The 18,838-nt window shown below is 28.5% G+C and carries 19 protein-coding genes and 1 pseudogene; 4 read left to right on the top strand and 16 right to left on the bottom strand.

Annotation, left to right across the window (positions count from 1 at the left end):
- Positions 1-4: 4 nt before the first annotated feature.
- The 9 genes and pseudogenes from L1S46_RS09700 to L1S46_RS09665 all read right to left on the bottom strand — a co-directional run bounded on the left by L1S46_RS09700 (position 5) and on the right by L1S46_RS09665 (position 7,379).
- Positions 5-685, bottom strand: coding sequence for a response regulator transcription factor (locus tag L1S46_RS09700; RefSeq protein ID WP_275298984.1), 681 nt, complete (start codon positions 683-685; stop codon positions 5-7).
- Between the two features lie 675 nt (positions 686-1,360).
- Complete coding sequence (locus L1S46_RS09695) at positions 1,361-1,738, bottom strand: DUF5050 domain-containing protein (RefSeq protein WP_238899853.1); 378 nt, start codon at positions 1,736-1,738, stop codon at positions 1,361-1,363.
- A 264-nt stretch (positions 1,739-2,002) separates the two neighbouring features.
- Positions 2,003-3,364, bottom strand: a complete 1,362-nt coding sequence (locus tag L1S46_RS09690; protein WP_238899852.1) for an MATE family efflux transporter — start codon at positions 3,362-3,364, stop codon at positions 2,003-2,005.
- A gap of 84 nt (positions 3,365-3,448) precedes the next feature.
- Positions 3,449-3,862, bottom strand: a complete 414-nt coding sequence (locus L1S46_RS09685) for an Rrf2 family transcriptional regulator (protein WP_077840651.1) — start codon at positions 3,860-3,862, stop codon at positions 3,449-3,451.
- 86 nt (positions 3,863-3,948) lie between these two features.
- Positions 3,949-4,119 (bottom strand): annotated as a pseudogene (locus L1S46_RS26520) (phage antirepressor Ant); the annotation flags it as partial.
- A gap of 79 nt (positions 4,120-4,198) precedes the next feature.
- The gene (locus L1S46_RS09680) at positions 4,199-4,441 is read right to left on the bottom strand and encodes an AbrB/MazE/SpoVT family DNA-binding domain-containing protein (protein WP_238899851.1); all 243 of its coding nucleotides are present in this window, start codon (positions 4,439-4,441) and stop codon (positions 4,199-4,201) included.
- Between the two features lie 191 nt (positions 4,442-4,632).
- Positions 4,633-5,259, bottom strand: coding sequence for an ATP-binding protein (locus L1S46_RS09675; protein WP_173714630.1), 627 nt, complete (start codon positions 5,257-5,259; stop codon positions 4,633-4,635).
- A gap of 49 nt (positions 5,260-5,308) precedes the next feature.
- On the bottom strand, positions 5,309-6,697 hold the full coding sequence (locus L1S46_RS09670) for a phage replisome organizer N-terminal domain-containing protein (RefSeq protein ID WP_238899850.1): 1,389 nt from the start codon (positions 6,695-6,697) through the stop codon (positions 5,309-5,311).
- Positions 6,698-7,181: 484 nt separating this feature from the next.
- Positions 7,182-7,379 carry a DUF739 family protein gene (locus L1S46_RS09665; protein ID WP_238899849.1) on the bottom strand — a complete coding sequence of 66 codons (198 nt, stop codon included), beginning with the start codon at positions 7,377-7,379 and terminating at the stop codon, positions 7,182-7,184.
- 550 nt (positions 7,380-7,929) lie between these two features.
- On the opposite strand from L1S46_RS09665, the gene L1S46_RS09660 reads away from it, so the two are divergent.
- Positions 7,930-8,289 carry a helix-turn-helix transcriptional regulator gene (locus L1S46_RS09660; protein WP_238859100.1) on the top strand — a complete coding sequence of 120 codons (360 nt, stop codon included), beginning with the start codon at positions 7,930-7,932 and terminating at the stop codon, positions 8,287-8,289.
- Between the two features lie 565 nt (positions 8,290-8,854).
- On the opposite strand, the gene L1S46_RS09655 is transcribed toward L1S46_RS09660, so the two are convergent.
- On the bottom strand, positions 8,855-9,709 hold the full coding sequence (locus L1S46_RS09655) for a zinc metalloprotease HtpX (RefSeq protein WP_238899848.1): 855 nt from the start codon (positions 9,707-9,709) through the stop codon (positions 8,855-8,857).
- A 469-nt stretch (positions 9,710-10,178) separates the two neighbouring features.
- On the opposite strand from L1S46_RS09655, the gene L1S46_RS09650 reads away from it, so the two are divergent.
- Positions 10,179-11,021 carry a TerC/Alx family metal homeostasis membrane protein gene (locus tag L1S46_RS09650; RefSeq protein ID WP_274603549.1) on the top strand — a complete coding sequence of 281 codons (843 nt, stop codon included), beginning with the start codon at positions 10,179-10,181 and terminating at the stop codon, positions 11,019-11,021.
- A 341-nt stretch (positions 11,022-11,362) separates the two neighbouring features.
- Here the strand turns inward: L1S46_RS09650 and L1S46_RS09645 are convergent, their stop codons facing one another.
- Entirely contained in the window at positions 11,363-12,019 is a 657-nt protein-coding gene (locus L1S46_RS09645; RefSeq protein WP_236898403.1) for a flavodoxin family protein, read from the bottom strand.
- 140 nt (positions 12,020-12,159) lie between these two features.
- Here L1S46_RS09645 and L1S46_RS09640 point away from each other — a divergent pair, with 140 nt between their 5' ends.
- Positions 12,160-12,540, top strand: coding sequence for a helix-turn-helix domain-containing protein (locus tag L1S46_RS09640; RefSeq protein WP_077831526.1), 381 nt, complete (start codon positions 12,160-12,162; stop codon positions 12,538-12,540).
- Positions 12,541-13,168: 628 nt separating this feature from the next.
- Here L1S46_RS09640 and L1S46_RS09635 read toward each other — a convergent pair.
- The 4 genes from L1S46_RS09635 to L1S46_RS09620 all read right to left on the bottom strand — a co-directional run bounded on the left by L1S46_RS09635 (position 13,169) and on the right by L1S46_RS09620 (position 16,372).
- Positions 13,169-13,588 carry a GNAT family N-acetyltransferase gene (locus tag L1S46_RS09635; protein WP_077853834.1) on the bottom strand — a complete coding sequence of 140 codons (420 nt, stop codon included), beginning with the start codon at positions 13,586-13,588 and terminating at the stop codon, positions 13,169-13,171.
- A 300-nt stretch (positions 13,589-13,888) separates the two neighbouring features.
- Entirely contained in the window at positions 13,889-14,341 is a 453-nt protein-coding gene (locus L1S46_RS09630; RefSeq protein ID WP_012058434.1) for a GNAT family N-acetyltransferase, read from the bottom strand.
- A 149-nt stretch (positions 14,342-14,490) separates the two neighbouring features.
- Positions 14,491-15,609, bottom strand: a complete 1,119-nt coding sequence (locus L1S46_RS09625) for a DegT/DnrJ/EryC1/StrS family aminotransferase (RefSeq protein ID WP_238859072.1) — start codon at positions 15,607-15,609, stop codon at positions 14,491-14,493.
- A gap of 391 nt (positions 15,610-16,000) precedes the next feature.
- Positions 16,001-16,372: a pyridoxamine 5'-phosphate oxidase family protein gene (locus tag L1S46_RS09620; protein ID WP_065417432.1), complete on the bottom strand. Its 372-nt coding sequence runs from the start codon at positions 16,370-16,372 to the stop codon at positions 16,001-16,003.
- Positions 16,373-16,546: 174 nt separating this feature from the next.
- Here L1S46_RS09620 and L1S46_RS09615 point away from each other — a divergent pair, with 174 nt between their 5' ends.
- On the top strand, positions 16,547-17,971 hold the full coding sequence (locus tag L1S46_RS09615) for a PLP-dependent aminotransferase family protein (protein ID WP_238899847.1): 1,425 nt from the start codon (positions 16,547-16,549) through the stop codon (positions 17,969-17,971).
- A gap of 274 nt (positions 17,972-18,245) precedes the next feature.
- On the opposite strand, the gene L1S46_RS09610 is transcribed toward L1S46_RS09615, so the two are convergent.
- Positions 18,246-18,836, bottom strand: a complete 591-nt coding sequence (locus tag L1S46_RS09610) for a TetR/AcrR family transcriptional regulator (RefSeq protein ID WP_012058430.1) — start codon at positions 18,834-18,836, stop codon at positions 18,246-18,248.
- Positions 18,837-18,838 lie beyond the last annotated feature (2 nt).

Raw genomic sequence — 18,838 nt, 5'->3', positions numbered from 1 at the left:
ATATTTACTCTCCTTTAATAACATATCCTACCCCTCTTACAGTACTTATGATTTTCTCCTCAAAATTATCATCAATTTTACTTCTTAGGTATCTTATAAAAACATCTACTACATTAGTATCTCCTGAATATTCATATCCCCATACTTCCTCAATTAATTGATCTCTTGTAAGCACAATATTTTTATTTATTAATAACATTCTTAAAAGGTCATATTCTTTTTTAGTAAGTTCAATTTCTATTCCATCTCTCCATACTTGATGTATTCTATCATCAATAGTTATATTATTTACCTTAATCACACCAGTTTCATTTTTTGATACTTTTTCTCTCATATATACTCTTATTCTTGCTAATAATTCCTCTATTGCAAATGGCTTAGTTAAATAGTCATTTGCTCCAGCATCAAGACCTATAACTTTATCTGATACATCTCCCTTGGCTGTCAGCATTATTATGGGCACATTAGAGAATTTCCTGATTCTCTTGCAGACCTCAATTCCATTTAAATTAGGTATCATAATATCAAGTAATATTAAACTATACTCTATACTTTCTACTTTTTTAACAACTTCTCTTCCATCGTACTCTACATCAACCTTAAATCCTTCATGAATAAGTTCCATTTCAATAAACATTGCCATTTGCTTTTCATCTTCCACTAAAAGAATTCTAAAATCATTCAAATTTATAGCCTCCTTACATAATCTAGTTGTAGCATCACATAAAAAAATATTTATATACAATAACAAAACTTACACTTTTTAATATTTTGATATCCCAATTTACTGCTTTGCTTCTACCTTGTTAAAGAATTTACACTACATAGTTTTAATTAATTCACTATCTTTAATAAAAATATTATATACATCTATACATAGTATTTCTATAAGTATTAAATAATTTACTGTCTAAAAATACTTAGATATTTTCTCAACCTGAATTGTTTTATAATAATTTCATCTAAATATAAAAAGAGTTGCTATAAAAACAACTCTTTTTATGAATATGAGTAAAAATTAAAAAAGATTTTATATGAATTTCTGACGACGACCTTCAGAAATTTCAAAATTCTAGGAAAAATATTTAATGATGAAAGAATACTTTCCCTTATTGCTAGAATAGTAAATCTCTTTACAATGATATTATTACATCAAAACATTAAAATTAGATTAAAATGTAATTAGAATAACATTAGAATATTAATTAATCCACACCACATTAGATCCTAATTTATATTCATTTAATTTCGAAAACATTAAGCCACCTCCAATACTTATAATTATTTCATATTAATCTCGCTCATCACTTTAAGAAAATGCTTTCTGTATAATTCTTGCATAGGGATAAAACTATACTTTTTATGCAGGTAAGTATATATAACTATTATCAACATTAACACCCTTTCGTGCAAATATACCTTTACTAGTTGGATAATATTCATTTACCTCATAATCAGAAAAATCATTGAAACTTACCTTTGGAGTTGCTAAATCTACTGTCATCTTTGAAAGATGTCTATTATTAGTTACATTTATAAAATATATTGTCCCATTAAAAATCTTCATATCCTCTCCATTCATTACCTCTAATCTTTTTGTTGATAGGTCTTTTAAATCAATTGAATAAAGATTATTATTATCTGAAGAATTAAAAGCCAATATTTGTCCTGAATACGGTACAAAGCTATTTACTGAAAAATTAGAAAGTTTTTGTTTTTGTGTACCGTCTACTTTCATTGAGTATAAAGTAGATTAATTTTTCCACTTTTAAATTGTTCTTTGAATTATTAACATAATATTACATTAAAAACTTCGTTTTCAACAATAATTTTCTTTGGTAGATTGGAGGTAGCTTAGACTTAGTTTTTGAATATAAAAATGGAGGTTTGTCCTATTTACAAGGATAAATCTCTATTTTTTCTTTACTTCTAATTTTTATATGAAAGCTTAAGTAAATTGATAAAAATTTACTTAACTAAAGTATCCTGGATATTGTCTTTCTTATACCTTTGTTGATGTTTTTTTGTATAAAATATCACTATATCCTTTTATGAATAATATAATTGTGATAATGCTAGATAAAAGGTCTGTTATAGGTTGAGCGAACCATAGTCCGTCTTGACCAATTACCTTTGGTAAGAAAAATATAGTTAGTGCTAATATCACTGATTGTCTTGATATACTTAATAGTACGGCGGTTTTAGGTTTACCTGTTAGCATCATGAAACCAGAGCCAAAGGTAGGAATGGAAATAAGAAAGATAAGCACTGTATATTTTTTTAAGCCATTTATAGAAATATTCACAAGTTCAGGGTTCTGCGTAAAAAGACTAACAGCGAATTTGGGAAATAGCTGCATAATTATAGCACTAACTGCCAAGAATCCAGTACTAAACAAAACAGCAAGGGCAAGAGTCTTCAGGGTTCTGCCATAGTTCTTTTTTGCATAATTATAGCCGATAATGGGCTGGAAGCCTTGAGCTATTCCATAAACTGGCATCAAAAATAAAATTGTAATGGAGTTTAGTACAGTCATTGCGCCAATTGCTAGTTCTCCACCATATAAATTTAAAGAATAATTGCTTACAATTTGTGCAACACTTACGGATAATTGATTAGAAAATGGAACTAACCCAATTAAGAAAATAGCTTTTACAATTGAAATATGTAATTTGAAATTAATCTTTTTAAGTATTAAGGTATTTTTTAATTTCATGAAATAATAAAGTCCAAGAATTACGGTAGTAAATTGAGCAATGACAGTAGCAATAGCTGCACCTTTTATTCCCATGTGAAATACATATATAAATAAGGCATCAAGTAATATATTAAGAATGCACCCTGTAATTGTAATAGCAGCTGAAAATATAGGATTTCCATCAGAACGAACGATAAAAGGCAGACAAAATCCCAGCATATTAAATACGGTACCAGCCATGATGATTGTAATAAAATCTTTAGTATAAGATAATACTTCACCGTTTATACCGAGCCATCCTAATATTGAATTTTGAAATATCATATAGAGACTAGTGACCAAAAGCCCTAAAACAATGCTTAGAGATAGTGCATTTCCTGCAAAATTTTCAGCTTCTTCTTTATTGCCTTCTCCGAGTTTTATAGAGATATTAGAGCTGGCCCCCATTGATATGAGAGCAGATAAAGCTACTACTATTGTAGTAATTGGCATTGTAAGGCCAATTCCAGTTAAGGCTAGAGTTCCGACTTCTGATATATTTCCTATAAACATCCGATCGATTACTATATAAAGTGAATTAATCAATAAACTTAGTACTGTTGGAACTGAATATTGTATAAGTAATTTTCCAATAGGTTTTTGTTCAAGTTCTTGTATTTTGTCCATTATGTAATTTCTCCTTTAGGTATATTAAAGATATATAATATCTGCAATTCAAATATAAAAACCCATATATTAATGGGTAAATATTTATTCTTTGTTGGTTTTGCAGTTTGATTTATTTTGAGTCAAATCATATAGTTTTTTATCTTCTAGATAATTTTCTAGTACATTTTCAGCTTCTGACATTACTTTTTCAATCAAGCATTTGCTATTTTCATTTAAATTGCAAACAAATAATGAGCCAGTTCCTTCAGTGGCCTTAATAACATCCATAAAAGAAATAGACTTCATGTCTTTACGCAAAACGTAACCTCCATTTGCACCTGGAGTTGACTCAATTAAATCAGCTTTTACCAGCTGAGTTAAAATTTTCGAAAGATATGTAGTAGATAAATTAAAGTGTTCCGCTAGAGCACTTACGCTTAGCTTTTCACTTTTCGCATTTTCCATCATATATACAATTGTATGTAGAGCATAATTTGTTGCTTTTGTATATTTCAAATTAAAACCTCCTAAAAGATATTGCAGAGTTTATTTATCTATAATAATAAATATAATAGATTATTTTGTCAATAAGTATTTTATTCACCTGGCAATTCGGATTTTGCAGTTAGGCAGTATACATCTAATTCCGGTATTAAACTCATTTCTACATTTTGGATAGCACACGTTCAATCTTTCCTTTTTCCTGTTACTACCCCTATGTCGTGTTTCACGACACCACTGCAATGTCTTAAAAGTACATCTCTTAGATTTTTATCCGATAGCTAGCATCCGTACCTCCCATTCTTTAAGTAGAAGATAACGGCTGCACGCTCCTAGATAAGTTCAACTGGTTTAATCCTGCCCTAAAGCCTTTCTGCATCCATCGCAAACAACTGCTCCATTAAATTCAACAACATCTTTATCACTTCCACAAAAAATGCATCCTTTAATATATTTTTTAACAACCATCCCATTATCAACCTTAATTATTTCCATGGAATCTCCCTCGTAAATTTCTAGTACCTTTCTTATTTCTTTTGGTATTACAATCCTTCCAAGTGGGTCGAGCTTTCTTACTATTCCTGACGATTTCATCTTTACATTATCCTCATATAAATTATTTCTTGCATTGAATTACTCTTGTCTTTTCTTATAATATCCCTATTTTCCTTTCTAAAATCACATTTTCATAACCTAGCCTAGGCACAATCAAAGAAACTCCTACTCACATTCGTTCATGGGAGTAAGTGCCAGCAGCCAAATATGAAAGCTCACTTTTTGCGCTCTTACTTAAGCCTATAATTATTACTAATATCCTTCTCAATTTCTACAACATAATCTTTTGACATTTCATATATTCTTGAAGCAACCCCTTCATCAAATGTCAGTAATCTATCAATAGAGAATTCACTGCTGACTATGATAGGCAGAAAATTAAGATACCTGTAATTAATAATTTCAAACATAATATTTGTATCTGTTTCATTGATTTTTCCCTTAAAGAGATCATCAATAAGTAGTACCTCACATAATTGATACTTTGAAATGGTCCTAGTATAATATTCTTCATCAATCATATTTTGTTTTATCTTTGTGATTACATCACGATAAGGCATGTACAGCACTTTAATTCTTTGTTTTAAAAAATTCAATGCAACAGCAATGCTGCAATGCGTTTTACCGCTGCCAACCTGTCCACATAATAAAATACTATTTCGCCTATTATCTTTTATTTCATCAAAATCAGTACAATATGCTGCTGCAGTGTCCTTCATCCTTTGTGACGCATTATTCCAAACTTCAAAACTAGAAAAAGTAAGTTTACTTTGTTCAACATTGATTCCCGAATACTTCCACTCATTCTTTAGTTTTTCTATTTTTCTGCATTCACAGGCTACAGCAAGAGGCTGCATATGTTCCTGGGGGATAAGTATCCATCCAGTATCACAGCATTTATCGCATTTATATGAGGTTTGCTTCAATCCTCTTTCGTTCAGCCTCTGTAAGTTTTCGCGGTTCCTTCGGCTTGAATCCTGCAAATTCATTTTTATCTGCTCTGTTACTCTTTCCATTGCTTCTAACCCCATTTTTCTTTACCTCCATATGATCTTCTGGATACCCATCTCTCCTCCAGTTTTTTAATACCCCAATTGCATACTTTATGTCAGGACAATTCTTCTCAAACCCAACATCCATGGCCATCTTAACCATTTTTTCTCCATGGATATCAATAGCCGATCTAAGAGCAACATAGTCACATCCTCCTGGCTTTCCTGTTATTTTTTCATGATAATGCATAAGCTCTAAAGCTTTAAGATTTATGTCCTCCTCTTCCCCTGATTCACTTTTAGTATTATTGTGTTTCTTAGATAGATTCGACTGGCTAACTTCATCATCACAAGCTGAGCCTTTATTATTTATATCAAAAGCATTATTCTTTTTACCCTCTATGTTTTTATCTTTATCTATCTCTTTTTTCTCTTTCTTATTCTTCTTCTTATTATCTATCTTTTTCTTATTCTGCTGCGTTACTGTAACGTTACTTCTATTTCGTGTAACGTTACTTCTATTTCGTGTAACGTTACTATTATTTTTAGTGACAATACAATTATCATCAGCAGTTTCTAAAATGTTATTACTGATATCTTCATTAGTATCAATAATTTCTACAGTACTATTATTACCTGCTTCGCTAGTAGTAATATTAGTTTTATCATTAATATACGTATTTCCAGAAGCCTCTTCATTAGTTTCCAAATTTTCTAATATATCATTTTTACCTAGAGCTTTGTTTTCTTCTATAGTAGAATTCTTAGAGTAATCTTTCTTTCGTTCTAATTCATTAGTTTTTTCTAATTCTACACTTTCATCCATATCTTGATTTTCTTCTAAATCTATAAATTCTTCTAAGACTTTATCTTCCTGAATTTCTTCCTTATTACTTTTAGCTGCATTCTTCTCTTCTTTCTTCTTTTCTCTATGATTTTCAACTCTTTTTCTATTTTGTTCACGGACCCTTTCCATTCCCTCTATATTCTGATGCTTATCCCAGTTCACAATTCTAATTACTTTATCAGAAGCTATTTCAATCATGCCAAAGTTAGATAATACTTTTAATGCAATCTTAATATCCTCTAAAGGCCTAGAAAATAATACAGCTAACATTTTGGCAGTGAGAGGTTTCCCTTCTGATAAGAAAACCTTTCCATTAGCATTAAGTTTTCCACCAAGTAAAAGTATTCTTATCCAAACATAATGAATTGCATCCCTGTTAGGCATTGCATCTATTAACTTCATCTTTTCATCATCATGCATATTAGTAGCTAATTTAATCCATTTAATATCTGCCATTATTTTCACGCTCCCATAAATAAAATTGCCTAAATCTTTTGAGACCATTCCATGATGGGTTTAACTCAATTAACTTACAAACATCTATATAACATTTAAAAATCCTAAAATTCATTTGTAAGTCCTCACTTTCCTTTTATACATTTCTATCAAAAATTGTATCCCTGATACATTCTATCTCAAGGTGTATGAAAATAAATTTACATTTATTTTTTAATTTAAGATTACTATTTTCTTAATTCAACTAAAATTTCTTTTAATAATTCTTTCACAGCTTGTCCTCCTATAAAAATAACTATGGAGTAACATAATACTTTAAATTACAATATATACGTTGCAATTTACAATGAAAATTTCGCAATGCGGTTAAAATTCTTGCAATATTTTTAGAATTGTGATGAAGAATTATTTTTACAATATATATAATTAATTTTAGATTTCTAATACTATATATAAAGTTAATACAATTTACTTTTCAAGTAATTTATTTATTAAAAAAAATCTCTATTGGATTTTTTATATCTAATAGTTTTATCATCTTATCGATTTCATTAGAACCAAATATTCCTTTATTAAGTTTATTACCTAAGGTTTTTGGAGACATTCCTAATTCCCTTGCCAGCTTTTCCTGAGTATATCCTTTTGCTTTTATCTTTCCTTTTAACTCATTAACTAATATCATAAATGCTCCCCTTTCGTTACTCATTAAGTAATATTTTATATATTATGGCTATTATTATCAATACTTCTTACGTAACTTTTTCTATATACTGGAAAATAATTGTTGCATATCCAGAAACAGATGTTATAATAAATTAAAATATATAAATTTTGGACTGTCTTCCAATACATTAATATATATAAATGCTATAATATATTTTATCTACACTGTCTTAATTTATGGACTTTAACCAATGTATTAATTACAAGTGATTATTATTATTTATCATAACTCTTTAATTTATCGACCTTAATTAAAAATTAAATGCTAATACTTATTACCAGAATTTATTTAAATATTTTATTTTGTTAACCATTGCAAATAAATTATATTAATAGTCTCAAAATTAGAATGATTTTTTTAATTTGCCTAACTGCAGTAAACAAAATAAATAAAAAGTTATTAAGTTTTATTAGGACGCTTCGATTTTATTATAGATTATCAATAAATTATATTAATTGATAATCTATAATTTACTTACTTTTAATATAGAACTAAGAGGTGATATAAAATGGGTTTGAAAGAAAATATCAAAAATAGACGATTAGAATTGAATCTCACATTAGAAGATGTTTCTAAAAGATTATCTATTAGTAAGCCAACACTTCAAAGATATGAAAGCGGTGTAATCTCTAATATACCTTCTGACAAAATCGAAAAACTTGCAGTAATATTAGAAACAACTCCATCTATTTTAATGGGATGGGATGAAAACAAAATAAAAACACGTTTACAACTATCAGAAGAATTAGAATGTTTATTAAAAAAATATAATTCTTTAGATAATCTAGGCAAACATACGGTAAACACAGTATTAGAAATGGAGTTTAATCGTTGCTCACAACTTAATAATCATGATAAAGGCTTTTAATTTCTTGTCTATAATAGGAAGTTATTCACTAAAAATAAATTAAAATGCTGCAATTAAATTACAGTACTTCTAATTAATTGTACAAATAGCTATATCACTGATATACAACCTTTTAATTATTAATTTTCATATATAATTAATAATGCTGTATAATTCACTCTAGAATAATACAGCACTTTCATTTCTTGCTTTAAGCTATATTTTAATTTCAAGTTATTTTTAATTACACCCTCCTCAAATGCAAAAATATTGGACCTTTTCTATTCTCATACTTTTATTTTCATTGCTGCAACTAACTGACCATTTTTATATTTTGTAAATTCTATAATAATTTCTCTTCTATATTTTATGGCTGTTGTTATGCCAACTTCATCAAGATATTTGAACTTCTCATCTTCATGGAATTCTACAATTTGAAATTTAACGAATTTATCTGGGTATGATTTTTAGACTTCCTGCTATTTCACTTGAATAAACTTTATTCCTTTGTATAGTACGACCTTTTCATATTTTATTAAGGCTCATTCAAAAAAATAGCAAGTTAGTTTCCTAATTTTAAATAAGACTATAAATTTGAATTTTGAAGTCTACGTACTCTATCTTCTATCGTTGGATGAGTGCTAAATAGATTCATTAATCTTTGCGCACTTAGAGGATTGACTATAAACATATGGCTTACTGCAGGATTTACGTCCATAGGAACCACTCTTGAAGCCTGATCTAACTTAAGTAATGCATTAGAGAGTCCTCTGCTATGTCCTGCAATCCTCGCTCCTGTACTGTCAGCAAGATATTCTCTAGATCTTGATACTGCCATCTGTACTAACATAGCTGCAATAGGTCCTAAAATAATTAATGGTAAAGCTGCTAGGAATCCTGGGCCTTCTTCTTCATCACTGTTACCCATGCCAAACATTAACGCCCATTGCGCCCAATTAGCCATTGTTGTGATTACTCCTGCCATTACAGCTGCAATAGTACTTATAAGCACGTCCCTATTCTTAATATGTGCCAGTTCATGAGCAATAACACCTTCTAATTCTTCATAATTTAGTATATTCAATAATCCTTGTGTAACAGCAACAGCTGAATGCTTAGGATTTCTTCCTGTTGCAAACGCATTAGGCTGCGTAGAAGCTGTAATATAAAGCCTTGGCATTGGTATTCCTGCATTTGCTGTCAATCTTTCCACCATATTATAAATTTCAATATTATCATTTCTTGTTAATGGCTTAGCTCCAGTCATAGATAGTGCAATTTTATCACTAAACCAATAACTTCCTCCATTCATAACTAATGCAAGCACCAAAGCCATCAGCATCCCTGATTGCCCTCCAATACCTCTGCCTATTAATACTACTAATATCGTCAGGACACTCATCAAGAGTAAAGTTTTAATTTGATTTCCAAAACTACTCATTTTGTTTTCCTCCTTTTACTTAATCACTAAAATATTTTGACATTTTTTCTCAATTCAGAAATTTATGTAACAAAAAAACTCTATAGCTAGAACACGTTCTAACTATAGAGTCTCACTAAGCATTTTTTGCTTTCAAAGCCGGGATCTCTCCGTAATGACGACTTTGAATCCTGTTATAATTAACAGGCAGTTACTCCCCCTATAAATGAGATTATCACTGTCTTTTTAATATTGTTATTAACAATATTACTATTAAATAAAAAACTTGTCAATATTATAAAAATCTTAACATGATAAACTTTTATTGATTTATTCTTACATAATTGTTATATTATTTTAAACAAGTTTTTTAATTACTTTTTAAAATTATTATAATTTACACAAAAAAAACAAAACTTATATTAATATTGTTTTTACATAAAATTTCGAATATATTAAAAAAATATATACAATTTAAATACAAATTTATCTGAAAGGAGCTACAAAAATGTCTACTAGAAAACATTTATTTAAGTTTTTATTAATTACATTTATAGCCGCTATATTTAATTTAGCTATATGGTATTACATGGGTTCTGAAAGAGCTTTAGAATTTCTCGGAGGATATATTATTGAATTAAGTCTTAGTGTCGATAATCTTTTTCTCTTTTTATTAATTTTCTCAAGCTTTGGAATTACTGCTAAACATCAAAAAAGAATTTTAACTTATGGAATTTTTGGTGCGATTATTCTAAGATTTATATTTGTTTTATTAGGAATTGCAATTATTAATGCATTTAAATGGATTATATATATATTTGGTATACTTCTTATTATAAGTGGTATAAAAATGATGATTAACAAAGAAGATGATGTATCATTTGAGAACAGTAAATTAATTAAACTTCTAAAAAAAATGATACCTGTAACTAAAGAGCTTCATGATGAAAAGTTTTTTATAAGAATAAACAATGTTCTTCATGCAACACCATTATTTGCAATATTATTTTTAATTGAAGGATCAGATTTACTATTTGCTATTGATTCAATACCTGCAATATTTGCAATAACGACTAATGCTTTCATTGTATACACATCAAATATTTTTGCAATATTAGGTCTTAGAAATTTATATTTTATTTTAGAAAAACTACACAGCACCTTCGAATATGTTAAATACGGAGTAGCCTTAATACTTATATTTACTGGTATAAAGCTTGGAATATCATTTAAATATCATATATCTATAGTGATTTCTATTTCAGTTATTTTACTAATTCTTGTAATAAGTGTAATAACATCTATAATGATCAGCAGAAAAGGGAAGAAATGAATTATTAAATAATATCATATAAAACAAAAAATAAGGCACATAAAAAAATAACAAGACCTAAATGCCATGATTATTTTTCATTAGGCAAGGAAATTAATTTTCATATATAATTAATAATGCTGTATAATTCACTCTAGAATAATACAGCACTTTCATTTCTTGCTTTAAGCTATATTTAAATTTCAAGTTGCTTTTAATTACATATTTCTTCTAATGCTAGTATGGTGCAGGTCATATTTCATAGTTTTCCAAAATAAAATTAATAAACTTATATCTATTTAACTAATCAAAAGTTTTCTTATAGGTTAACTTTTCTCATAATTTAATATACTACTTTATTTCTAGTGCTTTATTAAATTTGCACCTAGTTCAAATGCTTTTTGACAATCTAAAGGAAATTGAATTTTTCTATGTGCTGCTTTTTCTTCTTCAGAGAAGGATTCAACTTTATATTTTGAGTAATCATCAAATTGATAAGTATTATTTGAATACATAACTAATGGTTTTGTGAATATATGTCCAATATTAGATTCCATGCGCTCAAAAGTTTTTAAATAACCAATTTGCTTCATCACCTCTTCTTTAACATTCATTGTATAAATAAATGCTGTTGGCATCCTCTTTGGCGCCAGTGAAGTACCATTATTATCATACACAAGATATGGAAATAATAATCTTTCTAAAAATGATAGAAATTTACCTGTTACATTACTAAAATATACTGGAGAACTAAAAATAAGCCCATCAGCTTGAGATACTTTTTCTAAAACTTCTTGAAGCTCGTCTTTTACTGCACATTTTCCATAACTTTTGCCTCCAAGTCTTTTACAAGCAAAGCAACTTATGCACCCAGTATAATTTAAATCATATAAATTAATTATTTCAGTTTCAATTTCTTTATCTTTTGCAGCTTCTTTTACTCCCTCTAAAGCTTTTTCAAGCAATGTAGCTGTATTTTTATTTTTTCTTGGACTTCCGTTAATACCATAGATTTTCATAGTAACACTCCTCTTTCTGTATATTCTCTTATAATGTTTTTGTTATAATTAATATAGCATAGGAGAAAAGATATACAAGAATGCAGTTTTTTCTGTGCCAGTATAAAAAGTATACTATTGAATTTGAAGGAGTTGTGATTATGAGTGATTATATGAATTATAATAAAGAATTCCCTGCTGATAATGTATATGAAAGAAAATGTCCTGTTATATATGCACTCGATATTTTAGGCCAAAAATGGAAATTACCTATCTTATGGTGTTTATCCAACAATGATTTTACTAGATATAGTGAATTAAAACGAAAAGTTAAAGGTATTACTAATATGATGCTTACAAAGTCTTTAAAAGAATTAGAAGAACATAAGCTAATTGTTAGAACTCAATATGAAACCATTCCCCCTAAGGTTGAATATTCTTTGACAGAAAGAGGTAAAGCCTTACTTCCCACATTTAAGGAATTATACCTATGGGGTGAAGAGCAACTTAAACTTGATACGTCAAAATCAAATTATGAATAATATAAAATAAATGTATAATATATAAATTTACGTAAAAGTAAATCTATATATTATCCTTATTATTATAAATTTATATTTCATATCTTTTAAATGCTTCTCATTTACTTTAATACATAATGTAAGAATATTGAAAACTAGCATGAAACTATTTATGTCTAGTTATAACATCTTTAATGATTATTATTAAGTATTTAAAGCATAGATTATTAATGAAATTATTCCACAAACTATAACGCTAGTAATAATCCTAGTGAGTAGATACCCTTTCGTTAATTGACTTAAATTACCTATTTGTGAACAATTTACCGAATCTGCGAAGTTAGCCATTGAATTTTTTATATTCGTCAATTTTGCATTTATCTTTTTATCCACGAAATTCCTCCCTAGTATTAATTGATCATTGACAATAATTTACTATTACGAATCAATTATAACATATTTTGTAAACATTCCATTGTTAAATTTTCAAAGAATAATATTTAAAATAGCTACTTCGCATTTTTTTAGAATTACGAAATAAAAAATATCACATTATTCATTTATTATCTTGAATAATGTGATATTTAAATCTGTTTTTACTTTTGAAACATAATTATATTCTTCCATAGCATTGTAGTTTATTATTTGCCTAATAAACTTTTCTAAATCCTCTCACGCTGTCTGTAAACCCAACTCTTTCGTAAAATTGATGTGCATTTTTTCTAAAATCAGATGATACAAGAATTGCATAAGCACAATTTTTTGTTCTAGCGAACTCGTCAAGTGATTCCATTAATTTTCGCCCTATGCATTTTCCTCTTAATCCTTCTTTAACAATTACATCTTCAATTACTAAAAAAGATACCGCTAAGCATTTACAACATATCCCAATAGCCGAACCTATAATCTTATTATCTTCTTTAGCAACTACTAAATAATAATTCTCATTCGTTAGCATTTCTTTATATGTTTCAATAGCTTTATCAAAAGAAATTTCAAATGGTATAAGAGTACTATGCAATTCTAATACCTGCGAAATGTCTTCTATATTTAACTTTTCAATAATCATAATCTTAAAATCTCCTTTCTTAATAAAGCTTAAAATTTCAACTACTAAATTATATCATATTTTACAAGTATTATACTATTCAGTTTTCAAAGAACATTTTTTACCAGTTACTACGCACTTTCTACATATTGTGCAGTAAAAAACCGCAAATTCAATCTCTTGAATAATGCGATTTTATAATTTGCTATTTATTTTTAGTAATTCATAATTTAAGAATAGTGTAAATCTTATATATTGAATATAACATTAAAGCATGACCGTAAAACGGAAATTAAACTTGAATACATTTTAGTTTGTTTATTAAAAAAAATAACTATAATGATAGAACATTTCATTTCTTTTATACCCTGATTGTTCATATAGTTTTTGTGCAGTAGTATTATCTATTGCAGTTGATAAGGTTAATCCTTTTGCTCCTGTTTCAAATGCAAACTCTTTTGCTTTATTCATTAAACTTTTACCTATACCTTTCTTTCTCGCACTTTCTTCAACATATAAATCATTTAGTATCCATATTCTTTTCATGGATACTGATGAAAAAGATGGGTATAATTGAACAAATCCTAGAGGTATTATTGAGTCTTTCATGATAATAAAAATTACTGATTCATTATGTATCATTCGTTCTTCAATAAATTTCTTTGAAGATTCTAAATTTGAATCTTGTCCATAAAATATTCTATACTTATTGAATAAGTTTCCAATCAACTCTAAATCTTCTAAATCAGCTTTTTTAATTTTTATATTTTCCATATTCTCTCTCCTCTTTATACTTTATGATTTTATTTCGATATAACTATGCGCTAGTAGTATTTCACCATAATTTACTACATCAAATCTATATATTATGTAAAGTTTCTAGTATTTTCAACTCTCTAATTCACCTTTATAGTCTTCTAATATTATTTAAAAAAACTTTTGATAGTTTCACATACAAAATCAACTTCTGCTTCTGTTATTTGAGGATATATTGGAAGTGCAAGTATTCTCTCACATATACTTTCAGCAACCGGAAAATCTCCTTTTTTATAACCTAAATAACTGAAACACCTTTGAAGATGTAATGGTATAGGATAATAAATACTAAATTGAATCTGATTTTTCTTTAAGTATTCTCCAAGTTCATCTCTCTTTTCTGTTAATATATTAAATACATAATACACGGGATTTTGCTCGCCCTTCAAAGTGGCAAATTTTAATTCCTGACAATCTTTTAACCTATCAAAATACCAATTGGCAACAATTTCTCTCTTTTTAATGCTTTCTTTTATGTATTTCATTTTCACTTGAAGAATAGCTGCCTGTATAGTATCCAATCTTGAATTGTATCCAATGTGTTCATAGTGATATTTTTTTGATGCTCCGTGAACTCTATACATTCTAGCTAATCTAGCTAATTCATCGTTATTTGTCACTATCATTCCTCCATCCCCAAAACCACCAAGAGTCTTGGTTGGAAAGAATGAGAAAATCCCAAAATCTCCAATAGTGCCTGAATGTTTATATTCAGATCCATTTCCTTTCCATCTCATTCCAAATCCCTCAGCAGCATCTTCAAGTACTCTCAAATTATGTTTACCTGCTATGTCCATTATTTTATCTATATCAGCCATTTGTGAAAAAAGATGAATCGGAACTATACCAACAGTATTTTTAGTAACTTTTTCTTCTATTTTATTTACATCAATATTAAAAGTGTCCTCATCAATATCTACAAAAACTGGTTTTCCCCCTCTTCTTGTTATACATGATGTAGATGCAAGAAAAGTAAATGGAGATGTGATGATTTCTTTTCCATTTTCAAATCCTAAAATATCCGAAGTTAAAATTAGCGCATCAGTTCCAGATGCAACAGCAATTGCATGTTTAGCTCCGGTAAACTCCTCAATAGATTTTTCAAAATCAGTCACCTCTTTTCCAAGCGTTGAAATTCCTTCTTGCATAACGCTAATAACAGCATTATCAAATTCTTGTTTATGTTCTTCATATTCTCTTTTAGATGTATAAAAATCAACTTTCAATTTATGTTCCTCCTTTTGTTTTTTCTATATTTTTATAAATTACTACTATAAATCTGCATATTGCTCAAATTATATGAATAGTTATTTTTCTTTATACACCTATTTTAATTCCTACCCTTAGGTATGAGTCAATATTAATATCCTAACTGTTTTCCTACAATAATTACATTTATCCTATCTTTAATAAACTGCCCTCTAATTGATAGATAAGATTATTTATATACGAACATAATCAATTGCTATCCAACTTCTCATATTATATAGTCCTATACCCTATATATATTGCTGAATTAAACTTACATAATCCATATTAATAACATCTAAAAAGAGTACTTTTTAGATATTTCACTAATATAAAGTACTCTTTTTCAAAAGCTATGTTATATTATTGCTATATAGTTTGCTTAGCAGATGCAACCGTTATTTCTAATACTCTACTTAAAAAAGGAAATTTTTTCTTCACCATATCAAAGTCTGGACCCTCTACAAGGAATTTTGCAGTTCCTTCTATTAAAAATCCTGCTCCTGGATGTTGATGTCCCATAACCTCTTTGCTACCTAAAGTAACTTTAACTTTATTATTTGCTTCTATGTTTTTTTGAGTTCTTCTCATGCCTCCTGCAGGTACTAATATCCTACCATCTTCAGTAACACTAAGAAATGAATGCCAAGTATTAACTACATGCGCCTCATTGTTACTACAAGATACTATAGCCACTACACCTTCATGTGATATAACTTCAAGCAATTTTTCATTTAACATTTAAATTCCTCCTCTGTATTTCTACAAATTTAATTATTTTCATATTTTAAAAAGTCTTAATTTGTGCACATTGACTTTTCTATAAAACAATTATACAATCAACGTGTACTCATCAAAAGTGCCAATTCATTTTATTTTATAGGATACAGTTTATAAGGAGAGTGTTTTAAAAAAATGATTGTTCTAGATAATGATTCAAGAGTTCCACTGTATTTGCAAATTTACGAGCAGCTAAAAGAAGAGATAATTTCAGGACAAATTCTAGAAGGCAGTAAGCTATATTCAACCCGAACGCTTGCAACAACATTAAATGTCAGTAGAAATACAGTAGAAAGTGCTTATCTACAACTTTCTTCTGAAGGATATGTTACAAGTAAAGCAGGCAGTGGATTCATAGTTGAAAAACTAGATAGTATGCTAATCACTAAGTTAAAAAGAGATAACTCTGTCAATATTGAGAAATATAAAAAAACTACGCTACCTAAGATGAATTCTGATAATAATTATAAGTATAATTTCAAATATGGAAAGTTAAATGCTTCTGATTTTCCTTTGCGCTTGTGGAGAAGGATATCCAATAAATGCTTGGCCTCTATAGATGCTGATGTTATGACATCCTATACTAGCAGTAAAGGCGAAAAAGAATTACGAATAGAAATAATGAATTATTTAAATAAGTCAAGGGCTGTCTCATGTACCTCAGAACAGATTATTATTACTTCAGGCTTTGAGCAGTGTTTAAGTTTGCTATGCCAAATGTTTAGAAATAATTTTTCTAAAGTAGCTTTAGAAGATCCTGGCTACATTGGCGCAAGAAAGATTTTTAACAATAACGGATATGATGTTGTTCCAATTAGCTTAGACAAGGATGGAATAAATATTGCTGAATTAGAAAATAATTCCGCAAAGATAGTATATGTGACCCCTTCACATCAATTCCCTACTGGATCAGTGATGCCAATTCAAAAAAGATTACAATTATTAGATTGGGCAAGAAGAGAAAATGGAATTATAATTGAAGATGATTATGATAGTGAACTTCGTTACAATTCAAGGCCAATTCCTTCAATACAAGGTATTGATTCAGAAGGCTATGTTATATATATTGGTACTTTTTCAAAATCTTTGTCTCCAAGCTTGCGATTGAATTATATGGTATTACCCCAATCATTACTAGAAATATATGATAAATTTTTTAGTAGCTACCAAACATCAGTCCCAATAGTTGAGCAAAAAATCATTCAACAGTTTATGCATTTAGGACATTGGGATAGTCATCTGCGCAAGATATCTCTTCTAAACAAAAGAAGACATGATATGTTAATCCACTCTATTCATAAATTTATGGGAGATAATGTTATTATTCATGGTAAAAATGCAGGTTTGCATATCTTGTTAGAATTAAATAATGGATTATCTGAAGAAGAGATAATAGAAAAAGCTAAAGAATATGGCGTTATAGTTTCTCCCGTATCTACATATTGGTTACGCAAGGATAAATATCCTAATAATATGGTTTTTCTTGGTTTTGGCGGAATGACTGACAGTGATATTGTTGAGGGTGTTAATTTACTTAGTAAAGCATGGTTTAGTAAGTAAATCCTATTAGGAAATTAAAATAGGCATTATAAGGGTTATCGCATTAGCGAATTAAAATCCATTAGCGATAGCTCATTTTTTAGCCTACATAAATTATTTCCTAAATAAGATATTGAGCTAATTAATAAAAGGTCCAAGTTCTATTTTTTAATCAACATTTGAACCTTTTAAATCTAATCTAATTGTCTTTATGCTATGAAGCCAGCTCTTTTCTTTATTAAGAAATAATAAGAAAATCTTAATTATAAGTCCAATGTTATTCTTACCAATTAGATTATTTACTCGCTTTATATATCGGAAGTAAAATATTATCAATAATATCCTCAGTATTCGTTTCTGTGATCCTTCCATGTAAAACAAGCTCATTTATAATTAGTATAGCTGGTAAATTTAAAGCCTTTTCAGAAATAGTATCTATTGAAAGTGAAATCTCTTTGCGCTGATTAGCTCGCGTTATAATAGTTTCAGTTGATTCACGAAGACCATTTCCGTTGTTTATAACATTAAATAAATCGTAAGGCGTCATATTAGAAAGCATATCTAAAATCACATCTCGTAGATCATCGGGTCTGATAATTTCAAATAGATTTAAAACATTAAATAAGGCTATTAAATCTTCTCTTAGCGAACCATGATCACTGACTTCTAATTCTATTGATGGTGCATGTCGGCTTAAAGCGGCAAAAATAAGATAACATTTTTGTGGCCATCGACGATAAATAGCATTTTTATTGGTCTTTGCAGCTTGAGCTACATCGTCCATAGTCAATTTGCTATATCCTATTTGATTAAGCAATAACCAAGCCTGATCTAAAATCGCATTTTCAAGTATAACTCCTCGGCGTCGACTAACTTTTTCATTCATGA

Origin of the sequence: Clostridium sp. YIM B02500, from assembly GCF_022324665.1 — a bacterium.
In the GTDB taxonomy this organism is placed as follows: domain Bacteria; phylum Bacillota; class Clostridia; order Clostridiales; family Clostridiaceae; genus Clostridium; species Clostridium beijerinckii.
Note: the sequence above shows the minus strand (reverse complement) of the source record. Positions and strands in the feature narration are given on the sequence as shown.